This window comes from Armatimonadota bacterium (assembly GCA_028871815.1).
Lineage (GTDB): Bacteria > Armatimonadota > Chthonomonadetes > Chthonomonadales > Chthonomonadaceae > REEB205.
Map to the genome: position 1 here is coordinate 542,495 of JAGWMJ010000001.1, position 23,335 is coordinate 565,829.

Sequence of the window (23,335 nt, forward strand, 5' to 3'; positions counted from 1 at the left end):
GAGAACGCGGCATGCTTCTGGGGCGGTAGGTGAACGCGGTAATCAGCCGCCGGCCGCGGCTTCCATCTTGTTCAGCTTGCGTACTGCTGCCTCGATCTCCTGTTCGGCGATCGACTCCGGCAGACCGACCAGCCGCTCGCCGTCGTCGAACTTCCAGTCCGTGCCGGTGGCGTCACCTTCCGATTGCGGGGCAAAGGTCATGCCATGTTCCAACAGAATCTGGCCGCGCCACGGCTCCGCGAGACCGTATTCATCGAACTCCGACTCCTTCCGCCGCACGCCGTTAGACACAGACAGGTAGTACCCACGCTGCAACGCCTCAGGACTCGGCCGCCCATGGGCGCGGAGGAACAATATGTAGCGCGCGCCCGGGACGAGCATCGGCTGGCCGAGGTCGCGGAATCCGATGCATCGCGATCTGCCGCTGCGGCAGGGAAGGTCACCACCGTCCACCGAGACCTTGATGATGCCTGGCGCGCCCGGGCCCGGGTTGGAGAGATACCTCTCCACGGCCACTAGAAACACGGTAACCATCAGCGGCCCGTCGTCCGGCGGCATGAGCTGCTCCCGCAAGACTGCGACCACCCTTGCGCGCACGATGACCGACTCCTCCTCCACCATCTCATCAAGACTGCGCGGTGGGGCGGCCCCATAGCCCTCGCCAACGCTCGCCGACGGACCGTGGGCGGCCTTGCCAAAGCCAGTAGGCTCGAGAAACGGCCGGGCCGATTTGACGAGAGCGGCGATCGTTCCATCGTCACGGACCGGATCCGATATCTGGCTGCCGTTGACGAAGCGCATCGTCATGCCTGTCAATTTGCGGTGAACCGCACTTACGAATCGGACGGTGCCTGCCCTGGCGTTCCAATGCAGCTCCTGCGTGGTTCCGTTTCCCGCAAGCCAGATATCGTCACCGGCAGCCGGAGCGGCAGCTACATCACGCGTTGGTTTCGCAGTGGCCGCCAGGGCGTTGATGCGGCCGGAGAATGGCAAGACTGCCGTGACTCCGGCATAGGTCCGGACGCCGTTGACAACGTGAAAGACGACGGCATACCGCCAGGGCGCAGTGGCCCCTGGTGGTGACGGGTGAGCTGCGGAAAGCAGAATGGCCGCCGCCGCGAAGAACGCCGTGGTGTGAACTGTTTGCTTCATTGGGTTAGCGTCCTTTCCGCACGGCGGCGTGGCGCGTAACCGAGGGCCAGCAATCCCACTGTCTCGTCCGCAGCCGTGCTCAGCGCCACCAGCTCCAGCAGGCGCGTTCCACCGACGCGACTACTTTCCTTCCAGCGCCTGCTCCGTTCGCTGCGCTGCGCCGCGGAGCTGGTACATGCTGTAGTTGTCCAGCCGGTGAAGGTAAGGCAGGGCCGCGGCATCACCATAGCGATAGAGCGCGCCAACGGCCGAGAGCTTTTCGCCCAGGCTCACGTCGCTCAATCTCGCGACCAGTGCGTTGAATACCACCTTTTCTCCCGGCTTGTCCTTCACGGTACCGAGCGTGCCTATTGCAGCGCGCCGAACCGGTTCCCGATAGTTGGCCGAAAGCACCTTCAGGGCGACCTGCCGCGCAAGGTCGGGGTTCTCGCGAGTCCACCAGGCCAGCACGGTCGTCCGGAACGACTCGTCGTACGTCTCCATCGCCCACGCGCGCCTGGCCAGCGAATTGTTCCTGGTCAGCCGCAGCAATCCGCGCAGTGCGGCCGCCCGCACGGCGAAACTCGGCGCGTGCTGCCAGGCGCTCGTAAGGCTGGCGATGACTGCATCGGACGACTCCCCGCTTGCCAGCGAGTCTGTGGCGGAAAGCCGTATCCGCGGATCTGGATCCTTCATGAGGCGGAGCAGCTGTTCCGTGTCGGATGCCGGCAGCATGGAGACCAGTGCGCGGCGGAGCGCGCGCGAATTCTCGCCTGCGAAGAGCGACTCCAGAAGCTGGTCATCGCCGTCCGAACGCGCCATCTGTGCCAGGCGCAGCTTTCCGGCCGCGTTCGGCGCGGCAGCGTACAGCTGCTTGATGACATCCGGCGCGAACTTCTGCGCGTAATCTATCGAAGCGAGGCAGTTCACCCTGGGATCGACCAGAAACGGATCGTCGGCATTCTGGAGCTGCACCACCGCGGTGGTGGAGTGCAGCGCCACACGCTGCTTGGACCAGGTTCCGTTTACCAACTCCCACACGTCCAGATTCAGCGTGAACACAGGCTCGGCCTGTGTGATCGTCACCGCAGCGCCGTCACGAGAGACCTTGATCGCTGGCAGTGCGGCCGTGTGAAAGTACTGCTTCTCGAACCAGCTCAGATCCACGCCACTGGATTCGCTCATGGCCTGGAAGAAGCCATGCGTGGTCGCCGGTTTGTATGAGAACTTGACCAGGAAGTGATGAATGCCCTTCCAGAACACCTTCTCGCCCAGCACAGCCTGCAGTGCGAACATGCGGGCCGAGCCACCGCCGTACGCATAGCCATCAAAGAACAGGTCCATCGGCACGCTGTACGTTCTCTTGATCATCGCCCGTGGCGCCGCCTGAACGGCCCGCAGAGCTCCTTCCATATCGCCGAGCTTCTGTATCTGGTACTCGTCTTCGCCATCCGCATGGCGGAAATAGAAGTGTGGCAAGAAGGTGGCGAACCCCTCATTGAGCCAGATGTTCGGCCAGTTGCGGCAGGTCTCCAGATCACCAAACCACTGGTGCGCCAGCTCATGCGCCACCAGCCCACGCGTGTCTCGAACGGCCGATTCGCTCGCTGGATGCAGGGCATCGATGGTCTGGGTGACGGCGCTGATATTTTCCATACCGCCAAACGGAAAATCGGCCACGGCCGACTGCGCAAACTTGGCATATGGATACTTGATGCCCGTCAACTTGCTATAAAAGCGCACCATATCCGCCGTGCCGCCAAATGTCGGCTCTCCCATTGCGGCTGTGCCGGCGGGCACGTAGTAGTCAACTGCGAGATTGCCCCATGCCTCGTGGCCCTTCACATAGTTTCCGGCCACAAAGCTGATCAGGTAGGTGGAGTGTGGCTGAGCGATCTTCCAGTGGTACACCAGGCGACTGCCGCTGTGCCGAACGTCCATCAGTTTGCCATTGCTCAGTGCAAAGTAACCGGCGGGAACGGTGATGTGGCATTCGCTCGTGGCCTTGTCATCCGGTTCGTCGTACGTGGGCAGCCAGTAGCGAGTATCTTCCGCCTCGCCCTGTGTATAGATCATCGGCGTGGTGGTGACACGATCGGACCGATCCGGCATCACGAAATACGCTCCGGCTTGAGGCTGCCCGGAGTAAACAATCCTCAGGTGTATCGGGTCGCCCGGATTGGCGGGCCTGGCGAGATGCGCCACGAGCTGTTCGTGAACGGCGTCCACGGTGTAGTGGACCGGTCGTCCGTTGACCAGCACACGCTTGATCAGCAGCTTGCCCTCGTTCACGGCGATTTCCGATACGCCGCGTTGCGTAGGCGTCAGCGTGTTCGTTACATCGCCGAATATCGTCCTCGTCGCCACATCAAACGAGATGTTCCAGTTCACATCTTCGAGATTGTAGTTATGTGGCGCCTGCGCATCGGCAGCAATGCAGCAGGTCAGGCACGCAGCGGCAGCCAGGAGTGTTGTGGTAAATCTGTGCATGCCGGCACGTTTACCGCTCTGGCCCGCGAATCCTGCACAAAGCCGGCATGCACTCTCCGTCCGCGCGGTCGATCTGCGATTCAAAAGGAGTCGGACGCGTCCGGATCGGCGCCGCCACTCTGCTCTTCTTCAAGCATCTCTTCAAAATCGTCGCCGAGGTCTTCGCCCATTTCGGAGCCCATATCACGCATCAGGCGGCGCATGGCTGCCGGACTCCCTTCATCCACGCCCTCCATGTCGTTGGCGAGTGAGTCGAGGGTGTCGTCCTCGCTGCGCTTCCGGGCGAATCGCGAGATCAGGCGCGCAGCGTCCGTCGAGCCACATTGCGGGCAGCTGATGGGCGATGCGTTGGCCACCACGCCGACCAGGCGCTTGAACCGGCGCCGGCACTGCGCACACTGATATTCGTAGAGAGGCATTGGGGGTTAATGCACGATCGGTCCGACGGAGTCTACGTAGATGCGGCCACTCTTGCCAATGCGGTAGATGACCTTCGCCGGCTGACCCAGCCGCAGCGCTTGAAAGTCGGTGATGTGCGCGGCGGCCTCAATGCCGCCGTGAAACCGCACCGATACGCTGGCGGCCTGTTTTTCGCCGAACATGCCGGGCTCGGCCGGTACAAGTATCGCCACCACTCCGACTCCGGCCCGGGGCGCCGCCTCCTCCCGGTCGCGGCGCACCAACGGCGCCACAATGGCCGGGAAGAGCGCGTACGAGGCGACAACAAACGCCCCGATGGTCAACACGCCGGCACGCACCCAGAACTGCTGATCCCGTGGCATTGGTAGATTTGGCCCAGGAGAGTGTACCTGCCCGTGCCGCGGCTACTCGATTGCCGAGTCGCCTTCGTCACCCGTCCGTATTCGGATTGCGGTCGCCACCGGGATGAGGAAGATTTTGCCGTCTCCGATCTCGCCGGTGCGCGCTGCCTCAGCAATAACGTTGGCCAGGTGCTGCGCCTCGGAATCGGTGGCCACAACCTCCAGCTTCACCTTCGGCAGCAGGTTCACCGTGTACTCCGCGCCGCGATAGTGCTGGGTGAAGCCCTTCTGTTTGCCGGAACCGCGGACTTCGGATACGGTGATGCCGCGCACTCCGATATCGGCCAGAGCCGACTTGACTTCATCCAGTTTCTGCGGTCGGATCAGCGCTTCAATTTTGATCATGGTGGAATCTCCGTACAGGTGCAAACGAGTGTTGCCTTTGCAGCATGCCGCAAAGGCCGGATCATGCGAGGAACGGCGCGTCGGGCACGGCCCGGAGGCGTAACGACGGCTTGAACGGGCTCAGGAGTGCAGTTCGCTGGCCATTATCACCGCTTCGGCAACAACCCGCAGCTCTTTACCGCTGGCCAGCGCCTGCGCTTGCAGCCGCCGGCCGGCTTCCTGGTCGGTAATTGCGTGGCTCTGCACCAGTATGCGCCGTGCACGTGCGGCCAGCCTCTCGGTCTCGCTCTGCTGCTGCGTCACTTCCAGGGCGCCTGTAAGCGCCAGCATCTCGCGATAGCGGGCCATCGCCATCTCGATGCTGGGCTGAAGTTCCTGCTGCCGAAACGGCTTCACGAGCCACGCAAGGACGCCGGCGCGGTTCGCATCGTCAATCATCGGAGCATCGCTGTACGCGGTGAGCATCATCACCGGTCCAAGCCGCTCGCGGCTGATGGTGGCTGCGGCTTCCAGACCGGTGCATTTGGGCATCATGATGTCCAGAATGCTCAGGTCCGGGTGAAGGTTGCGGGCCAGGAGGCACGCCTCTTCGCCGTCGCCAGCCTCGCCAACCACGGTGTACCCGATGGCTTCCAGCATGCCACGCAGATCGAGCCGGGTTACCGGGTCGTCGTCGGCGATGAGAATACGTCCGGCGGGCATTGTCGGGAGAGGCGCTCGTGGGCCGCGCACCGGGCCCATTCTGTGAGGTGGGAACACCAACGTCCCCAAGGGTATGAGGAGCCGCCTGCCACGGCGGCTTCAAGTCATCGCAGTATATCCAGATCGGGCATCGGGAGTCAACCGCGACCTGCCGCCATTCAGGTTGCGGCCGTTGACCAGTGTCATCCGGAGCGGCAAGGGAGGAAGCACAGGCGCAGCGTGGGAATTGTGCTGCGGGCGTGAGATGGAAGGAAGGCCGGACATGGACGCAGTCACACGGATCGAACTGTTTTTCGTTCCACCACGCTGGCTCTATCTGCGGCTGGAGACCGCCTCCGGGCTGGTCGGTTGGGGCGAGCCGATTGTGGAGGGTTTGGCCGGAACGGTGGCAGCTGCGGTCACCGAGATGTCGGAGGCGGTGATCGGCACCGACTCCTGTCGGATCGAGCATATCTGGCAGACGCTCTATCGCGGCATGTTCTACCGGGGCGGACCGGTAATTTCCAGCGCCATATCTGGCATCGATCAGGCGCTGTGGGATATTGCCGGCAAGCGTCACGGCGTGCCCATCTACCATCTGCTTGGAGGCCATGTACGGGACCGGGTACGGGTCTACAGCCACTTTGGCGGCGCCACGCCTGAGGAGGCCGCGCGCGAGGCGAAGGTCCGCGTGGCACAGGGCTACACCGCGTTGAAGATGGGTGGCACCGGGCCGCTGGAGTGGATGGAGACGCCGCGCCATGGAGAAGAGCTGGCCGATCGCCTGGCCGCGGTGCGAGACGCAGTTGGAAGCAGCGTTGCCGTAGGCATCGACTTTCACGGAAGAGTGCACCGCACCGTTGCAAAACCGATGCTGCGCAGCCTGGAACCGTACAGCCCTGCATTTTATGAGGAGCCGGTTTTAGGCGAAAACCTGGAGGCGCTGCGTGAGCTGGCCGACTGCACCTGCGTGCCGATAGCCATGGGAGAGCGTCAATTCACACGGTGGGAGTTCAAGCGGCTGTTCGCCGCCGGCTGCGTGGATATCATCCAGCCGGATCTCAGCCATGCGGGTGGGATTTCGGAAGTCCGCCGAATCGCCGCCCTGGCTGAGGCGTATGACCTGAGCGTTGCTCCGCACTGTCCGCTCGGTCCAATCGCTCTGGCAGCCTCGCTGCAGCTCGATTTTGCAACTCCGAATGCGGCGCTGCAGGAGCAGCACGTTGAAGTGCATGCGATGGAGAACAGCCCGCTTCTGGAGACGCTTGCGCCGGATGGCGGATTTCAGTTTGAGGCAGGATTCATACTGCGCAGCGAAGCGCCCGGTCTCGGAATAACGGTCAATGAGGAGCGTGTGCGGGCACTTGCCGCCGGCGGGCACCGCTGGCGCTGCCCGCGCTGGCAGGCGGAGGATGGGGGCTTTGCGGAGTGGTGAACCGGGGCCCGCAGTCGTCCTGCTGCGCTAACCGGATTCGTCGACGTCGGATCGGCGGATTATGAGGCCGAGCCGCATTGGAGCGACTGCCTTGGCCAGCGCCGACACATCCACCGGCTTGTTCAGGTAGGCGAGGATGCCGAGGCTCTCGGCCTCTACCACATGGGCTTCCGCCAGTGAGGAGGTAAGCACCACTACAGGCAGTTCACGCGTGGAGTCGTTGGACCGTATCGCGCGAAGCACTTCCAGCCCATCCACTTTCGGAAGGTGCAGATCCAGCAGGACGATGGCCGGCGCGGGATGCAGCGGCGGCAGGCCGGGCGCTCCATGCAGCAAGGCAAGCGCCTCTTCGCCGTCTAAGGCGCGCACTACCGGGTTTCCAAGCTTGCCATTGCGCAGGGCCCGCAGCGTCAGCTCCGCATCATCGGGGTTATCTTCCACCAGCAGAACCGGTGGGTCGGCAGGATTTTCGGTCATCGGTTTCTCAACAATCGGTTAAGGGGTTAAACAGCATTCCCGGAGCGCCGCAGGGCCAGCTTCCGCACGACGACGCCGGCAGGAGTTGAACCGGGACGCATTGAATGCGGGTGTACCGGCAAACCTGCCGGCAAACGCGGAAACGGAAGTGATTGGCTTATGGTAAGCGAGCAAGCGAACATACAAGTGTTGCAAGCACAACTGGAATTCTACCTTGAAAATGGCTTTCTGGCCGTTGAGTCGATCTCTGCGCCGGAGGAGCTGGTGTGGATGCGTGAGGTCTACGACCGGTTGTTTGAGCAGCGCGCCGGACGGGAAGTCGGCGATCAATTTGACCTCGGAGGTATAGACGACGAAAATGCTCCGCCGGTATTGCCGCAGATTCTCGGGCCGGATCGGTATGCTCCGGAGCTGCGGACCGGCTTGTTCCGTCGCAACGCGGAGGCGATTGCTCGGCAGCTGCTCGGCGATGGCGTGCAGTACCAGGGCTCACACGCCATTCTGAAGCCGGCTTTCACCGGCGCGGCCACGCCCTGGCACCAGGATGAGGCCTACTGGAATCCCGACGAAGATCACGATTCCATCAGCATCTGGATTCCGCTGCAGCCGGCAACACTGGAGAATGGCTGCATGTGGTTTGTGCCGGGCAGCCACCGGCTCGAGGTACTGCCCCACCACTGCATCAATAACGATCCGCGGATTCACGGGCTGGAGGTAGATTGTGCGGATGTTTCCGGCGCCGTAGCCTGTCCGCTGCCTGCAGGCGGCTGCACGATTCATCCGGTTCGCACGCTGCACTACACCGGCCCAAACCTCTCATCGGAGCCGAGGCGCGCACTCATCCTGGGCTTCGGACTGCCGGCCACGCCGCGGAAGCAGCCACGCGTATTCTATTGGAACGATCAGAAGCAAACTCCTCGGGAAGCGAGGGCGCAGGCAAAGGCACCGTAAATGAGCGGCGAGGCAACCGCCGCAAAACAGGATCTGGCGAAGAATAGCTGCCTGGATGGAACGTTCCGGCTCAAAAAGCTCGCTTTACCTGGTGAAGGTGGCCAGCGTGCGATCATGCTCAAGATTTCCCGCGCACCGCTTGACAGCCTTATTCCGTGGTGGCGCCATGATTTTGGTGCGCAGGTCTGCAGCCGGTCTGCACAGAACTTCCGGGGCGTTACCGGGATTTGCCTGCTTCGTCAACTGGAGGTTTGCCACGGCCGGCCGAGCGAATAGGCGCCGTGGCTGGGCCGATTGTTCTGTAGAGTCGTTGGTGGGCTCATTGGCGGCGCTGGCTGGCGGCGGGGCGTGCTCGGCGGGATCGGAATCGGGAAGGCTGGGCCAACGCTCATCCGAATTACCTACTACGTTATCCTGCGTTAACCGATGACCGCACACGCACCACTTGAATTAGCAGTTGGCTCCCTTATAGTCGCTACCGCTGAGGGCTTACGTCGCCTTGCCAATCGACGGGATGCAAACCTGGGCAAGCGTGACTGGCCGCTGATGCTGGTATTGTACGCATCCGTGTGGTTCGTTGCTCGGGTGGGCTTCGAAGCACTGGTCGAGCGTATCGCACCGGGCTTTCAGCCGCCCAGCCCGGCACGCGCGACTTTCGAGGGTATGTGGCCCGGACTTCTGGGCGCCGTCACCGGCTGCGCCCTCGTGCTTGTGACGCGGTGTTCCCTCTGGCGCAACGGAAAAGGTCATGCAATCCCGGATTTCGAGGGCAGGAGGCTGGTGCGTTTGGGCGCAATCGGGAATGCGGTGGTGCTGATCTCTCTTCCCACGCTCCGGCGCAACCGGAATCATGATCACTGATTTACGCGCCGAGCGCCGTAAAGCCGCTCTCGCCCTGCCGTCCGTACGGTCGACGCGCGCCGTCGCGCGTATCGGTTCATGTGTCGTCGGGGCTGGAGCGGGCGGAGCCGCCGCAGTTGGCGACGTTGCCGTCCGGTTCATAGAAATAGTCGTCGACCACATTCCCGATCCGCTCAAGTTTGGCTACGAACACGGCGGCGAAGGTGCGGTTGGCGACGTTGGTGACAGCGCCGTCGGCGTGTCGGTCGAGGCGGTAGGTGGCGAGTTGGACCTAACAAGCATCAGTCGCAAACAGGCTTCTACGGGCCTCCTGACGAACCTGGTTATTCCGCGGAGTACGAGCGCGGGAGTGGATCCTGGCGAGGGGGGTATGCCGGGCGAATGATGCCGAGAAGATCGCCGATCACGACGGGCGCCCAGTTAGCAGCGGCATCGCTTGTTGTGTGGCCCTCCGCGTTCGGTTGCGCCGGGTACCGCACTCAGTCAGCGGCGGTTGTCCCGGCCCGGAGACGCTCGGAGGAGCCAGCCGTTACAACCCAGCTTGCCCCGACGCCGGTCACGTCACAAACCGCTTGGCTCGAGCGGGCGGAACGTGATCGAAAGGCGCTACTTGGCGGACTCGCCGACCAGATGTATCTCCTCAGGCAAGAGCCCGCCGGTCGGGCATCTCGCAACTACGCCGATTGGCTGGGCCTATGGAGCCAGCCGCGCTCGGAGGTTGAAGGCGCATCAGCGGACTTGCAGAAGTTGCCACGGCATTACGCGTACGTTCCAACGGTTCCGCTGTACGCTGCTGTGGCAAACGGCGCTCTCGGTGCGGATTCGGTCTGGGCGGTGGGACTTAAGTCCGGCAGAACGGCGAAGTCCGACGTGGCTGCGGCACACTACCTGGAGGCCGTAATAGCGGCGGGTGCGTCAATCGAAGCTCACCTGCGCACCTGGCGCCTTCAGCATCCGGAGGTGATGAAGCGACTGGCCGCCCAACGAAATCTGACGCGGCCGGCATCGCACGCCACCGACGGTGCCACGACCGGCAGCGGCTCCCCGCGTTGAACCGGCCCGCTTTGCCGCAACGGCGAATGTCCCGCATTCGATGGCCTCGTCCCCGCCCGCACCGAAACGAACAGCTCCGGCACGGCCACGGCGACGGTGGCACCGGTCCGGCCGGCCGCGGCATTGGCCCCCGGCGGCCGACTTGGACCTTATACTTCCTGATCCCGGCCGGGGCCTTCCTATGGTTTGGCGCTCTCGCAGCGGCTTTATGGCCGAACCATGGTGACAGCCGCCTGTGGACACCGCTCGTTTGCTGGGAGACGGGCTGTTTCGCGCTATACCTTGCGTGCATGGTCCTCGACCGGGAGCCAATCGGCGCGAGGTGGCTGGGGCATCTCGCGCGTTGGCCCGCTGTGGCAGCATTGTGGGCTGCCGGCTGCGGGCTCGTGGCGGCGCCGGGCCGCGACCCCAGCTTTCAATCCGTCCTGTCGGGGCTCGCCCTGTACGTGATGCTGAGCCGCATGCCCGTTGTCGCTACTTCGCGTAGCGACAACCGGCCGGAAGGTTAAAGCGAGTCCAGCGATAGAACCAGTCGGATGGCGACCGAGATGGCGCAGGCGCGCTGCTCGGTCATCGATACTAACGTCACCATCGCGTTAGAATGGATGGTGGTCGGAATATTCGATGTGCCTCCAGCCTGATGACGCCGGACGGGTGGCCGCGGTACGGATAGCCGGCCTCGGCTTCGCGTCCGGACCGCTCGGGTTCATGTTGGTTGCCTGCCTGTTTGGCGACCGTGCCACATCACCGTGGGCTCTGCCGCCATAGGCTGCCGGGTCACATCGGCAATGACCGTTCGAGCTGCTGTTTGGCACAAGCAGCCCCGGTCCCGACTCATCGGCAAGCCGCGTGGCCGTCCGTCGTTGCGTGTCGCGGTGTGGTCGGACCACGCGGATCACCGACGCCGGCAACCCCGAGGTAAAACCCGGATACGATGGGGCAGTCGTCTCACATCGGAAACGGGCCGATCGGACTGACGGAGCCGACATAGGCGTCACGCCGAGGCTACCGCAGCAGGCTGCTGAACTCCTCGTCGGGGCCGGCCGGCTCAACGCGGCCACCGAGGTGGGCGGCCAGGAACGGCTCGACGGCGGCGTAAAAGCGCAGCCGGTTCTCGGGCCGCGCAAAACCGTGACCTTCGTCGGGAAAGAGCAGGTAGGTCACTTCCCGCCCGCGCCCGCGCATCGCTGCTACTATCTGATCACTTTCCGCCTGCTTCACGCGCGGATCGTTGGCGCCCTGCGCAATCAACAGCGGCGCTACGATCTCGCCCGCTTTGTTCACCGGTGAGATGCTCTCCAGAAACTCCGGCTCGGTCTCCTCATTGCCTACGCGCCGCCGGAACATGGCTCGCCCGACCTCCCAATACGGCGGTATCGACTTGAGCAGCGTCACCAGGTTGCTGGGGCCGACGATATCCACGCCGCACACAAACTCACGCGGAGTAAACGCCAGAGCAGCCAGGGTAGCGTAACCGCCGTAGCTGCCTCCCATGATGGCGACCCGCGCCGGATCGGCAATGCCCTGCTCAATCGCCCATGCTTTGGCATCCAGCAGGTCGGAGTGCATTTTGCCGCCCCACTCCCGGTCACCGGCGTTCAGATGCGCGCGACCATACCCCATCGATCCGCGGAAGTTGATCTGAACGACTGCGTAACCACGATTTGCGAGCCACTGCGAAACGGGATCCAGGCCCCATTCGTCCCGGCCCCACGGACCGCCGTGCACGTTGAGGATGGTGGGCAGGCCATGAGGATCAACGCCCTCCGGCAGAGTTATGTAGCCTTCCAGCTTCAGTCCGTCTCGCGCAATGAGCTCGATGGGCTGCTTGTGCGCGAGGATGTATCGGGCAAGCGCAGGGTGACTCGTAAAGAGGTCTTCCACGACGCCGGAAGTCCGGTCGAACAGAGCGTAGAGTTCCGGCCGGTTGTCGGCGCTCCAGCAGACGGTCCACACCGTGTCATCCAGCGAGCGCGACATGATGGAGATGTCGCCGTCATGCGCGTCGGCGAGCCGCGCGAACGCCGGCTCGATGGCGCTGTCGAGCAGCTGCCAATCTCGGCGTGCCCGCACATACCGTACTGCCTCCAGTGCGTGGGTTGCGGGATGGGTAAGGATGCCATCCACGTCGTAACGGGGGTCTTCGGCAAGAACGCGCTGTTCGCCCGTTTCAATATCCACTTGCAGCAAGCGCGCGGCGTTGGCGCCCTTGGCGGTAGTGATCCACAGCGAATTGTTATCCGGCGTAAAGCCTGCTATCCCGCCGAGGCCGTCATCCGACTCCCACTCCATCAGCGTGCGCCACGGTGAATGCTCATCTGTGCGCACCCGCACAATCTGCCCGCCGTCGGCGGTGAGCGCAGCGGCCGCGCGAACGACCAGCCTGTGATCACAATTGAAGCCGCCCACATCGCCGGGATTCTCGGCCGCCAGAGTCACCTCACCGGAGATAAGGTTGATGCGATGCATGTCGAACAGCCGACGATCTCGCAGATTCATTCCCACCAACACAAAGTCGGGATGTGCCGGCTCGTCGGCCACTCCTTCCACGCGCACACCGTCGAAGGGGGTCAGGTCGCGTGTTGCGCCTGTGGTAACATTTGTTTGCCACAGGCGCCAGTTTTCGTCGCCCTCGTGATCCTGAACGTACAGGACGTGCTCACTATCCGCCTGCCAGGCGCAACTGCGAATGGGCCGCACTGCATCGGCGGTTACCGCGCGGTCGTCACCTTGGCCGCGCGTGCGCACCCATATGTTCATAACGCCATTCAGCGGCGCCCGCCATGCTATGCGGCGTCCGTCTGGCGACACGATCGGGCCGGCAACCTCGGGATTGCCGAACAGCAGACTGCGGGGTATCAGGGCGGGAAGCGGCACTTGGGCGATCTCCTCTGCAAAGCGCAGCCGGCCGGTATGCGGCAGGCTGATAGACCGGCCTGTCAGAAACCTGCTGCGTGGCCGTCGCAGCGCCAATCCGAACCGGCCATCCAGGCGCCGGTCTCTTCGTCGCGGGCAATCAGCTGGCAGCAGCTGCCATGCGAGCCGTCTGGAATGGCTCGAACGCGATGGCCGCGCTGTCGCAGGCCTTCGATCGCCTCGGGTCCCACGCCTTCCTCCACCTGGAGCTCGCCGAGCGACGCTCCGCCGGGCTCTGGCGTCGCGGGCCCATGCTGCCAGCGAGGCGCTTCAACCGCTTCCTGAACGTTGCAGCCGAAGTCGATCACGGCGTTGAGCACCTGTAAGTTGGATTGCACCTGGATATCGCCGCCCGGCGTACCGCCAACCCATGCAACCTCGTCAGCGCCGGTTGGTGACGTACGTGTTGCCAGCCAGGCATTCAGCGTATGTACGGGTCGTACGCCGCCCTTGAGCGCGTTGACCGAAGCGGGATCGGGCGAAAAGCCGTTCATGCGGTTGTTGAGCAGAATTCCGGCGTCCGGAACGACGTCGCCGCAGCCGAAGCCGAAGAAGACGCTCTGAATAAAGCTCACGGCGCTGCCGCGTCCGTCCGCCACGCAGAAGTAGGTGGTGTCGTGCTCCACGGCGCCGGGCTGCGGATCGCGCGCTGCATGGTTCGGATCGATCCGGCCACGCCGGCTTGCGGCGTACTGCTTGCTGAGCAGCTGATCAATGCCCACCGTCATCCTTCCGGGATCCGCCAGATACCGGTCCTTATCGGCGAACGCCAGCTTCTTGGCTTCAACCTGAACGTGGATGGCTTCCGCGCTGTTGTGGCCCATCGGGGCCAGGTCAAAGCCCTCGACCAGGTTCAGCTCCTGCAGCAGGATGTGCCCCTGCGATGGCGGCGGCTGGCCATAGAGGCGCAGACCGCGGTAGGCAATCTCAATCGGCGCCTCCACCGAGCAGGCGTAATGCGCAAAGTCCTCCTTCGAGAAAAAGCCGCCGCGGCGACTGCTTGCGTGCACAATAGCTTCTGCAGCCGGACCGCCGTAGAAGTAAGCCGGCCCGCCTTCTGCAATACCGCGCAGTGTGGCGGCAAGCGCCGGCTGAAGTATCGCGGCTCCCGGCATGGGCAGCTGGTCCGATCCGGTGAGTGTCAGCAACGTTTCGGGATACTGTCGAAGAAGCGCGGCGTTGTTTGCAAAAGCGCGGCAGTACCGGAATCCGGCAGGGAAGCCCTCACCGGCGTAGCGAATCGCCGGCGCCAGAATCCGGTCAATGGCCAGCGATCCACACCGCTCGTGGAGCTTGAACCATGCGTCCACGAGGCCCGGCACGGTGGCCGCCGCGAATCCGCGGATGGGTATCCCGTCGGGCAGTTGATCCGGTCCGGCCCCGGACGGTGACGGTCCTGAAGCATTGATGGCGAACGTGTCGTGATGCGCGGCGTCGTGAACAATGAGAAATGCGTCGCCGCCCAACTGACTGGCATACGGTTCGGTGACGCACAGCACTGCCGAGGCGGCGATAGCGGCATCCGCAAAGGTTCCGCCAGCCTGCAGCATCTGTAGGCCGGCGCTCACTGCCAGCGGCTGCGAGGCGGCTATCACGCCATTTCGCGCCACCACGACGCCGCGGTGCTGCGTGGGTTTCATGCGCCAGCCTCTCCGCGGGCGGCCGTCGAATCGGCCCTCCCCGCCGGGTGGGCAGCGGCATTCCGGCGCACGCGCTCGATCTCTTCCGGTGTCACGGCGCGTTCAAACGAACGGAAGCCGGCCAGCTCGAAGCCGTGACGGGCTGCCATTGCGTCTGTCTGTTCCACCTGCTCCACCGAAACCTCTTTGCCGAGGGTGAAGCATTCGTACCGGCGCTCCAGGGCGAGCATCATGGTCTCGGACATGCAGGCGTAGGCGGTGCCGGGTGGAAAGCCAAAGCTGAACTGCGCACCGGGCTTATCCGGGCGCGGAGTGGTCATTTCGCCAGGCACCTTCACAACGCCGCCTTCTATAACCAGCACATCGTTCCGCTCCCGCGCAACGCGGACCGAAACATCGCGCGGGCGTGCCACATCACACACCACCGCCCCGGGCTTCAACTGCTCCGGCAGGATGACGGCGTCCACGCTGCTGGTTACCGTAACAACAGCATCCGCGTCTCTCAAGCCCTCCGCCACGTCGGTTGTGATGGATGCCGAGGAGATTCCGGCTGCAGCCAGGCGGTCGGCAGTTGCCTGCAGCTTATCCGCGGAGCGGCCGATGAGGTGTATCGATTTGGCTTCGCGGCCCAGCACCAATGCGCACGTGGCGCCGATGGAGCCGGACGCGCCAACCACCGCAACGGTACAGCCCCGGAGATCACGTCCCATCAGTGTGTTGGCGCGGCGCACGCCCTCAATGGCAGTGGCCACGGTATAGGAGTTGCCCGTGGTGATGGCCAGATCGGGCACGCGCCGGGAGAGCGTTACGCCGCCATCGCCCACCACCGAGGTGAACGCACCAAGGCCCAGTATCCTGGCGCCCAGGCCCTCTGCTATGCGCGCGCACTCTTCCAGCTTGTCCCACACATGCTCAATCGGAAGAGTGACCATCTGCCGCGGCGTGAGCGGGCAGCCGATAAACCATCCCTCGGCTTCGACGCCTGTGAGCGAACGTATGCCCTTGATCTCCGAGACGACAATCGGGCTGCGATGCTTGATGTACCACTCCAGCAGCCAGACCGGCAGATAACGGGCAATGGGGTATTTGCGCCCGACGTCACGGCGCACGTCGATGGGGTGAATAAGGAAGGCGAATCGTTCCATGGATGCGTTGGGCTGACCGCGGCGGCAGACGTCAGGCCGTCTGCGCGATTGGTGGGTTCAACTGCTGAATCTGCGGCTTCCAGCCCAGTTCGCTCAATTTGGCGAGATAGTCGTCGGGCGTCAGATCGGCCGGAGCACGTCCCATCAGCACCACCAGCACCGCCTCCATCACGTTGGTGCCGAATGAGCGGCCGTCGAATACCGGGGTGGTGGTAATCAGGCGCTCCACTCCGCGCCGACCCAACTCCTCCACGTCGTCCGCAGTGGTGGTGTTGGTCAGCACCGTTTTGCCCCGCATATCCTCGGGCATGTACTTGCCGATCAACAGATAATCGCCGGCGATGACATCGGCCTCGGCAAAGTACTTGGTATGCTTGGGAGTATTGACGTGCTGCTTTTCGCCGGTTGGGTAGAACCACTGAAACGGACACCGGACCACAATCGGCAGCAGCAGCCTTGCCAGCCCCTGAACTGCGCTCCACGACCGGATTGGAAAGGGCAGCCCGAGCCCGAAGAGCATGTCGCCGAAGACGATCGATTTTGAGCGCTGCGCCAGGGCCTCCGCCATGCCGAACCGATCCACCGCCGAGACCAGCAGCACGCGCGACTTGCTGAAGTCGATGGTGCCGTCATCCTGCAGGCGCGCGACCGTCTTGCGCTCCAGAGTATGCTTCAGGCCGCTGCCGTCCACAAAAGGCGTCAATTTGGCCGCTGCCATCAGCGACATCGGCTCACGAAATACGTAACGCCGCGCACCGGCATAGAGGTAGATGTCGCAGCCGCCAACGCCGAATGCGTCGACCTTGCCATCCAGGTCGGCGACCATCCGGCGGTACTTCTGTTTATCGCCGTCGGTGCCGATCCGCTCGATGGAGAACTGCTCGCCGAAGAATTCGGCTTCCACCTTTTTGTCGCGACGCGACGATCCCAGGCTGACGCTTACCACGCGCTTCATAGTGTGCTTGTTTCGCTCCTGCCGGAATTGTAGACGAAAGGAGGCCAAAGTGCAATTTGCGTTGGTAAACCGTATGCTTCCGGGAACAGGAAGATTTAACCCGCACTTCATTCGCGCTTAACATGCCCAAACCAGACTCAATTCGCATCCAGAGCCACTTGCTGTATCTGCGCGAAAGGAGTTGCGACTATGGGGGATCGAAGAGCCCGGCGCGGGTTTACCCTGATTGAACTGCTCGTAGTTATAGCCATCATAGCGATATTAGCAGCAATCCTCTTCCCGGTGTTCGCCCAGGCACGGGAAAAGGCGCGCGTCACGACTTGCGTGTCGAATGTCCATCAGATCGCCATGGCGATCCTGATGTATGACGGGGATTACGATGAGGGGCAGCCGATCGCCTACGCAACGGCATGGCTGGTCGGTCCACTCACCTCTCAGCTTTCGGGCGCCCCACAGCAGGGGATCGCGGCCGAGATCAGCTCCTACGTGAAGGAGCACGGCGCATTCAAATGCCCGGATGACGGGGGCTTCGAGCTGACGGGTGCCAACCCGGACCCACCGCCGAATGTGCTGATGCCTTCGCAATACGGCGCCATCGCCAACCAGCCATTCTCCGAGGTCTACGGGAGTTCGTACAAGTTCACTCACGAGAACTTCTCCAACCCATTTCCAACCAAAGCCGAGACGGGCTACAAGCTGCCCACAAATCTCTGCTTCGGCGGCGGGACGGACAACCCGGACTGGTCGTATACGCCGCGTGCCGGCGATCCGTGTAATCAGTCGCCTCCGCCGGTGCTTACGCTGTCGTTCATGGCGCGTCCGTCGGAGACCCGCGTCTTCCGCGACTACGATCCGCCGTGGGATCAGGATGACGACCGGGTTTGGCACAAGGGCGGCGACACGGTAGCGTATGGCGATGGCCACGCCAAGTTCATCCCCGGCACGAGTTCGCTGGTACCGCAAGCCTACATCTCCGGCTGCGACGGAGCGACCTGGGCATGGGATATCCCCGGTTCGTGCAATACGCTGGGGCTGCAGCGGCCCGGGGATTGACGGCCGGCAGGACGGGGCGCCCCGCGGGGTTTCGCTGACCGCACGGGGCGCCGAGCGATGCTGCCGCGCTCTTGATGGCGCGGCTGCTCCCGGCAGGTACGAGGCTCAGAGAGCCAACGTCAAGCCGGTTTGTGTGCAGGGCAGGATGGCGACGTCGCGGAACCGGCGCTATCCTGCCATCTGCCACTATGACATCTCCATTTTGCCCGAGGAGTTCTCGTGATACGACGAATCGCCGCCATATGCGCGGTTTGTGTTCTGGCCTCTGCAACCGCACAGGCCCAAACGGCGCCGCTGGCGCCGATACCAACTTCACCAAGGATGCATCTCGGCCGGCCACCGACAACCGGTGATTACTGGTTTGTGGTCGGTGGCGACAACCGCGCAGTAGCCCGTGGGGCGCCGATGCCGCCAACAGCCGGTGAAATCTTCACGGAGATTCGCCTGATCCACCCGGCATTTGTACTCTGGTCCGGCGATACCATCTACGGTACCGAAGAGACGGTGCGTGAGGCGCGCGCGGAGTACCGGGTTTTTCTCCAGCTGGCCTCCCGCTGCGAGGCGCCTGTATTTGTGGCGCCCGGCAACCATGAGATTGCGCGTAGGCCGGAGATGGCAGCGCTGTTTCAAAGGATGCTGGGTCCGCTGTACGGTTCGTTCGATTGGGGCGCCACGCATGTGATCGCCCTCAACACGGAAGGGCCGGCGCACCCCAGGGAGGTTACCGGCAGCCAGTTGAAGTGGCTTACAAACGACTTGAACGCGCACGCCTCCGCTGCGCACACCTTCGTGTTTATGCACCACCCATTGTTTCCAACCGATCCGGCAGAGGGCTTCAAGGACCTTGCCAATCGGGATGCGCTGCATCAGATGTTCGTGCGCGCCGGCGTCCACCAGGTGTTCAGCGGTCACGAGCACCTGTACCATGCATCCGTTCATGACGGGATCAGCTACGTCATTTCCGGCGGCTCAGGTGCACCATCCGACGCGGCGCCGGAAGATGGTGGATTCCAGCACTACCTGCTTGTGCATGTCCATGGCGCAACTGTCCGCTGGCTGGTTCTTCAGCCGTGGCGGCTGTTCGCCTATCCGCAGCCGCGCAGCGCTAACGGCGCCAGGTCGGTGCTGCTCGCGAATTACAACCTGGCGGATGTACCGATGGTCGGTGAGCTTTCCACCGCCGACATCGGCAGGCACTACACGGTGAGCGCAGTCTCGCGGTACAAGGGGAAGGTCAAGACGCTTCCCTATACGCTGGCGCATCCGCGGATACCCGGTGTGATCGACGTACGCGTGATTGTGCCGGGAGCGCGTCCTGCGCTGATCACGATAACGCCGCAGCGCGGCGGCGCGTGAGCGTTGGGACCAGCCATACCGCCCAAAGCAGAATGCCGGCGGCTTCAATAGCGCCGGATGGCGCCATTACGGAATAAGCGAGTGGCGTAAGCGGCGTCAGGAGAGCGCCTGCCACGCGCAACGCGTTGCCGCCGTTCAGCAGCCAGTAGACGCTCCACAGTTGCGATTGAGCCCGCGCTTCCAGCCCGCGGAAACGCGCCGCCTGGAAGATAGAGACGGCCACGATCATCTGCGAGATCAGCCCCACCGCGGCGGCGTGGCGGAATGCGCTGACAATTGCATGTTCAAATCCCGCGCCTGCCAGGCGCAGGTAGATCGGCTCCGCCAGCAGTATGGCCGCGCTCGCCAGCAGCCAGGCGAGCGCAGCTCGCAGGAACTTGTGCGAAGGCAGCCGGTTCGCCGGTGCGGCAAACGGGCGCGCGCTCCACACCAGGGCCGCTGCACCGGCCGCCAATGCTGCGCCGCCCACGAAGTAGAGTGGGTTGGGACCGCCTGGCAATCCGAGGGTATGGCCCATGGGCCACGCAACAACGCGCAGCACAACGCCAAGGTTCCACAGCCCGAAGCCGGCGAGCGCGCCGTTGCGGCTCGGAGTGGGCGCGCCGAAATCGGTGTGCAGGCGCACCAGCACCACGCCGAATATCATATTCACCACGAATCCCAAAAACTGCGCGTCACGAAGCGGCATGTCCCACTCCGCCACGAATCGGGCGCCCTGCGGCTGGTGCGACTGCACGAAGAAGATGGTTTCGGCTGCGGCCGCGGCTAGCCACCATGCCAGCGCCGTGAAGAGCAGCACGCTTTGCCACGGCAGGCCGGCCGGCCGTCCGGTTACTGGGTCCGCAACCCGCCGGCGCGTCATGCCGATGTTGACGATGAACGCAGCGACGGCCACCACCTCCAGGAGGCACGACGCAGCGCCGGCGAGGAGGCCGGCAGCCCGCGAATGCAGCCAGAGCGCTTCCGCTGCGAAGCGAAGCGGTATGGCGATCGCCACCGATGCCAACGAGAGAGCGGCAAGCAGACGGAAGAGGTCGGCGCGGCTGGGTCGTGGCGTGTGCAGCTGCAGCGAGAAGCCCATAACGAACAGGCCCACCCATCCGAACAGCTGGGAATTGGCGTGTGCAGCTATCCAGAGGGTCCATTCACGGTTTAGAATCACTCGCTGCTGCGACAGCGCGACAAGCGCGACGGCGCCGAGCGCGCAGCCGGAAGTCAGCACGCTGACTATTGCGGTAATGAAGAACGGGCGGCAGATAGCGAGTTGAGCGGCCGGATCGGCGCCGGCCGCATCGGTTACAGCAGCCATCGGTTTCCGTGCAGGACTCCGCGGAGCATAGACGAAAGGATGATCCACATATCCTTTATGTTACCGCGCGACGCCTGCAACTCGGTCCGCGCTGTCGCTGCGCAAGAGCGGATCACTGCCTCCGTCTTGTGGCGACGTACCGCGTACGCACTGGTTCCAGCCGTCACGCTGCGGTGAGGTACCATCTCTGCGCGTGGTTCACGGGCCCTGTCCGCAGCCCCATTTGTTGAATAACTTCCTGCGCCATTTGATGTCTGATACACTCCGCCAGCACAAAGAGTATCTGTTTCCCGCGGTGACTCCGTACTACAGAGAGCCGCTGGCGCTAGCCCGTGGCGAGGGCATGCACGTGTGGAGCGAAGCGGGCGAGCGGTACCTGGACGCGTTTGGCGGCGTCCTTACCGTAAGCGTGGGTCATGCCGATCCTCGGGTGGTTGCGGCGATCACCGATCAGGTCCGGCGGATCTCGCATACATCGGCGCTCTATGCAAATGCGGCCCAATCTGAACTGGCTCAAAAACTGGCGGAAATTGCGCCCGGGCGACTGCAGAAATCGTTCTTCACCAGCAGTGGAACCGAGGCGAACGATACGGCAATCGGCGCAGCGAAGGCGTTCACCGGCAGCAGTGAAATCGTGGTCCTGCGCCACAGCTACAGCGGCCGATCGGCAGCGGCGCTCTCGGCCTGCGGTCACGCACCATGGCGCACGCTACCCACTCAGGTGGCCGGGTTTGTGCACGCGCACGCTCCGTACTGCTACAGGTGCCCATTCAAACTCACATTTCCTGCATGCGACCTTGCCTGCGCCGACGACATTGAGGAGCTGATTCGCACCACAACTACCGGCCAGATCGCGGCATTTATGGCCGAAACGATACTCGGCGTCGGCGGGTTCATCGTTCCGCCTCCCGGCTATTTTGAGCGCGCCGTGGAGATCGCCCGGCGATTCGGCGGACTTTTCATCTGTGATGAGGTGCAAGCCGCCTGGGGTCGCACCGGTGACAAATGGTTCGGCATTGAACATTGGGCGGTGCAGCCCGACATCATAACGTCAGCCAAGGGGATGGCGAACGGAACGCCAATCGGCCTCACGATCGCCACGCCGGAGGTCGCCGACAGGTACCCCGGCATAACATTCGCCACCTTCGGCGGCAACCCTGTCTCCGCGGCAGCGGCGCGCGCCACCATCCATGTGATCGAGGAGGATGGCCTGAGAGAGAATGCCTCACTGGTAGGCGCGTATCTGCGAGAGCGCCTGGACGAGCTGAAGGAGCGTCACGTTATTGTGGGAGACGTCCGCGGTATGGGCCTGATGCAGGGAATCGAACTGGTTAAGGACCGGGCGACGAAGCAGCCGCATCCGGAAGCGGTGCTTGATGTATTTGAAGAGACCAAACGAAGGCACGTTTTGATTGGCAAGGGCGGATTGTACGGAAACGTGATCCGGACCGGCATGCCGCTCATCGCCGGTCGCGAGCATGTGGACGAGTTAGTGGCCGCGCTGGATGCGGGCCTCTCGCTTGCCGGAGCCGCTTAGACCATGATTTGCGACGCCGGCGCGGCGCCTCACGTTCCGAACTTGATCGGCGCCACGTGGTCTTCCGGAGACTCCGAACGCTGCTTACCGGTTCGCAATCCCTCAACAGAGGAGCAGCTTGCGTCTACGCAGCTGTGTGGCGCGCGTGATGTGGATATGGCGCCAACTGCCCGGTTTCCATTTGCCTGCTGGAACGGCTCACGCTATGAAGATTTGCACGTGCAGGGCATGGAGGGAGTGCGGTTAACCACGCGGCAAAAGGTAGTTCTGACGCGGTGGGATGCCGCTTATCGAAGGAGTCAGGGGTGGTGATGCTCAGAAAGCACGTGCCGACGCCGAAGGTCTCGTTGGCTGAGACCAGCCGGGGCGATTGCAGCAGCGCAGGTTGGTCACGCAGCATCCGTTTGCTGTGGTTTACCGGTGTGTTGCTGGTTGCGGTCGCCCTCAATCCCGCCAACGCCCGGCAGCGCGGCACTGCCGTCGCGCAGAAACCGAAGGTCACGCAAGGTCGCAAGGCTTCGCCGCCGGGCCGACAGCGTGTGGGGGTGGCGCCGGCAAAGCCCCATCCAGCGCCGGCAAAGCCCGCCACCATCACGGAGCCCGAGTTCCACTACAGCTTCATTCCGCCGGCTGGGTGGAAGAGGGTGGTCACCGGCGTTCCGGCGAATGCCGTGGCTTTCCTGGGACCCTACAAGCAGAACTTTTCCGTGAACCTGACCGTATACGCCGAAAGAGTCGGTAACGTCACGCTGGCCCAGTTTACGGCCGGCGCGCGGCGTCTTCCCCAGCAGATAAAAGGGATCACGCTCGTTGATGAGCAGAACCGCCTGTTGGCCGGTATTGCGGCGCACCAGTGGACACAGCAGACTCGCATTGCCGGAAAGCCACCTGCCGACAGTCTGCAGGTGTTTGCGCTGTATCACGGGGATGCCGTTGTGATCACTCTGACAACGCCGGCCGGCACGCTGCCGCAGTACGGCGTGGTGGTGCATAACATGCTGGCAGGGTTTCACTGGGTAAAATAGCAGGGCAATGCGCATCCTACATCTATTAACCAGCGTACCGGGCGTCCTGCGTTTTCAGGTTAGCTACCTCACCGTCATCGTCATTCCTCAGGCGGCGAACATCGCGGGCCATTGACGGCCTCGCGGTGAGCGCCGCCGCTCCCGCGCCGTGCTC

General features: G+C 63.4%; 23 protein-coding genes. 11 read left to right on the forward strand and 12 right to left on the reverse strand.

The window, feature by feature from the left end:
* Window positions 1–42: 42 nt before the first annotated feature.
* The 6 genes from KGJ62_02245 to KGJ62_02270 form a co-directional block, all read right to left on the reverse strand.
* On the reverse strand, window positions 43–1,152 hold the full coding sequence (locus KGJ62_02245; GenBank protein MDE2125389.1) for a hypothetical protein: 1,110 nt from the start codon (window positions 1,150–1,152) through the stop codon (window positions 43–45).
* Between the two features lie 120 nt (window positions 1,153–1,272).
* A complete protein-coding gene (locus KGJ62_02250; GenBank protein ID MDE2125390.1) occupies window positions 1,273–3,621 on the reverse strand; it encodes a M1 family metallopeptidase in 2,349 nt (782 codons plus the stop codon).
* An 80-nt stretch (window positions 3,622–3,701) separates the two neighbouring features.
* Complete coding sequence (locus tag KGJ62_02255; protein MDE2125391.1) at window positions 3,702–4,040, reverse strand: zinc ribbon domain-containing protein; 339 nt, start codon at window positions 4,038–4,040, stop codon at window positions 3,702–3,704.
* 6 nt (window positions 4,041–4,046) lie between these two features.
* Window positions 4,047–4,403 carry a hypothetical protein gene (locus tag KGJ62_02260; protein ID MDE2125392.1) on the reverse strand — a complete coding sequence of 119 codons (357 nt, stop codon included), beginning with the start codon at window positions 4,401–4,403 and terminating at the stop codon, window positions 4,047–4,049.
* Window positions 4,404–4,445: 42 nt separating this feature from the next.
* Window positions 4,446–4,787 (reverse strand): P-II family nitrogen regulator, encoded by a 342-nt coding sequence (locus KGJ62_02265; GenBank protein ID MDE2125393.1) that lies wholly within the window; start codon window positions 4,785–4,787, stop codon window positions 4,446–4,448.
* A gap of 120 nt (window positions 4,788–4,907) precedes the next feature.
* Window positions 4,908–5,489 carry a response regulator gene (locus KGJ62_02270; GenBank protein ID MDE2125394.1) on the reverse strand — a complete coding sequence of 194 codons (582 nt, stop codon included), beginning with the start codon at window positions 5,487–5,489 and terminating at the stop codon, window positions 4,908–4,910.
* A 262-nt stretch (window positions 5,490–5,751) separates the two neighbouring features.
* On the opposite strand from KGJ62_02270, the gene dgoD reads away from it, so the two are divergent.
* Entirely contained in the window at window positions 5,752–6,903 is a 1,152-nt protein-coding gene (dgoD, locus tag KGJ62_02275; protein ID MDE2125395.1) for a galactonate dehydratase, read from the forward strand.
* Window positions 6,904–6,930: 27 nt separating this feature from the next.
* On the opposite strand, the gene KGJ62_02280 is transcribed toward dgoD, so the two are convergent.
* Window positions 6,931–7,380, reverse strand: a complete 450-nt coding sequence (locus KGJ62_02280) for a response regulator (protein ID MDE2125396.1) — start codon at window positions 7,378–7,380, stop codon at window positions 6,931–6,933.
* Window positions 7,381–7,539: 159 nt separating this feature from the next.
* On the opposite strand from KGJ62_02280, the gene KGJ62_02285 reads away from it, so the two are divergent.
* The 5 genes from KGJ62_02285 (at window position 7,540) to KGJ62_02305 (ending at window position 10,245) form a co-directional block, all read left to right on the forward strand.
* A complete protein-coding gene (locus KGJ62_02285) occupies window positions 7,540–8,331 on the forward strand; it encodes a phytanoyl-CoA dioxygenase family protein (protein ID MDE2125397.1) in 792 nt (263 codons plus the stop codon).
* On the forward strand, window positions 8,332–8,607 hold the full coding sequence (locus KGJ62_02290; protein ID MDE2125398.1) for a hypothetical protein: 276 nt from the start codon (window positions 8,332–8,334) through the stop codon (window positions 8,605–8,607).
* A 150-nt stretch (window positions 8,608–8,757) separates the two neighbouring features.
* Window positions 8,758–9,192, forward strand: a complete 435-nt coding sequence (locus KGJ62_02295) for a hypothetical protein (GenBank protein MDE2125399.1) — start codon at window positions 8,758–8,760, stop codon at window positions 9,190–9,192.
* Window positions 9,182–9,577: a hypothetical protein gene (locus KGJ62_02300; GenBank protein MDE2125400.1), complete on the forward strand. Its 396-nt coding sequence runs from the start codon at window positions 9,182–9,184 to the stop codon at window positions 9,575–9,577. The genes KGJ62_02295 and KGJ62_02300 overlap by 11 nt, the downstream gene beginning before the upstream one ends.
* Before the next feature lie 353 nt (window positions 9,578–9,930).
* Entirely contained in the window at window positions 9,931–10,245 is a 315-nt protein-coding gene (locus KGJ62_02305) for a hypothetical protein (GenBank protein ID MDE2125401.1), read from the forward strand.
* A gap of 1,005 nt (window positions 10,246–11,250) precedes the next feature.
* On the opposite strand, the gene KGJ62_02310 is transcribed toward KGJ62_02305, so the two are convergent.
* Genes KGJ62_02310 through KGJ62_02325 form a run of 4 tightly spaced genes read right to left on the reverse strand, consistent with a single transcriptional unit; the run spans window position 11,251 to window position 16,901 of the window.
* Window positions 11,251–13,149 (reverse strand): S9 family peptidase, encoded by a 1,899-nt coding sequence (locus tag KGJ62_02310; GenBank protein ID MDE2125402.1) that lies wholly within the window; start codon window positions 13,147–13,149, stop codon window positions 11,251–11,253.
* 35 nt (window positions 13,150–13,184) lie between these two features.
* A complete protein-coding gene (locus tag KGJ62_02315; GenBank protein MDE2125403.1) occupies window positions 13,185–14,801 on the reverse strand; it encodes a gamma-glutamyltransferase family protein in 1,617 nt (538 codons plus the stop codon).
* Entirely contained in the window at window positions 14,798–15,946 is a 1,149-nt protein-coding gene (locus tag KGJ62_02320) for a shikimate dehydrogenase (protein ID MDE2125404.1), read from the reverse strand. The genes KGJ62_02315 and KGJ62_02320 overlap by 4 nt, the downstream gene beginning before the upstream one ends.
* A gap of 31 nt (window positions 15,947–15,977) precedes the next feature.
* Window positions 15,978–16,901, reverse strand: coding sequence for a quinate 5-dehydrogenase (locus KGJ62_02325; GenBank protein MDE2125405.1), 924 nt, complete (start codon window positions 16,899–16,901; stop codon window positions 15,978–15,980).
* Between the two features lie 189 nt (window positions 16,902–17,090).
* Here KGJ62_02325 and KGJ62_02330 point away from each other — a divergent pair, with 189 nt between their 5' ends.
* Both KGJ62_02330 and KGJ62_02335 read left to right on the forward strand, forming a co-directional pair.
* Window positions 17,091–17,954: a prepilin-type N-terminal cleavage/methylation domain-containing protein gene (locus tag KGJ62_02330; protein MDE2125406.1), complete on the forward strand. Its 864-nt coding sequence runs from the start codon at window positions 17,091–17,093 to the stop codon at window positions 17,952–17,954.
* A gap of 219 nt (window positions 17,955–18,173) precedes the next feature.
* Complete coding sequence (locus KGJ62_02335; protein MDE2125407.1) at window positions 18,174–19,310, forward strand: metallophosphoesterase; 1,137 nt, start codon at window positions 18,174–18,176, stop codon at window positions 19,308–19,310.
* Here the strand turns inward: KGJ62_02335 and KGJ62_02340 are convergent.
* The gene (locus KGJ62_02340) at window positions 19,279–20,619 is read right to left on the reverse strand and encodes a hypothetical protein (protein MDE2125408.1); all 1,341 of its coding nucleotides are present in this window, start codon (window positions 20,617–20,619) and stop codon (window positions 19,279–19,281) included. The genes KGJ62_02335 and KGJ62_02340 overlap by 32 nt on opposite strands.
* A gap of 250 nt (window positions 20,620–20,869) precedes the next feature.
* Between KGJ62_02340 and KGJ62_02345 the strand changes: the two genes are divergently transcribed.
* The 3 genes from KGJ62_02345 to KGJ62_02355 are packed head-to-tail and all read left to right on the forward strand — an operon-like array spanning window position 20,870 to window position 23,181.
* Entirely contained in the window at window positions 20,870–22,156 is a 1,287-nt protein-coding gene (locus KGJ62_02345) for an aspartate aminotransferase family protein (GenBank protein ID MDE2125409.1), read from the forward strand.
* A gap of 3 nt (window positions 22,157–22,159) precedes the next feature.
* Window positions 22,160–22,468, forward strand: a complete 309-nt coding sequence (locus KGJ62_02350; protein MDE2125410.1) for a hypothetical protein — start codon at window positions 22,160–22,162, stop codon at window positions 22,466–22,468.
* Entirely contained in the window at window positions 22,465–23,181 is a 717-nt protein-coding gene (locus tag KGJ62_02355) for a hypothetical protein (GenBank protein ID MDE2125411.1), read from the forward strand. Before KGJ62_02350 ends, KGJ62_02355 begins: the two co-directional genes overlap by 4 nt.
* Window positions 23,182–23,335: the final 154 nt, after the last annotated feature.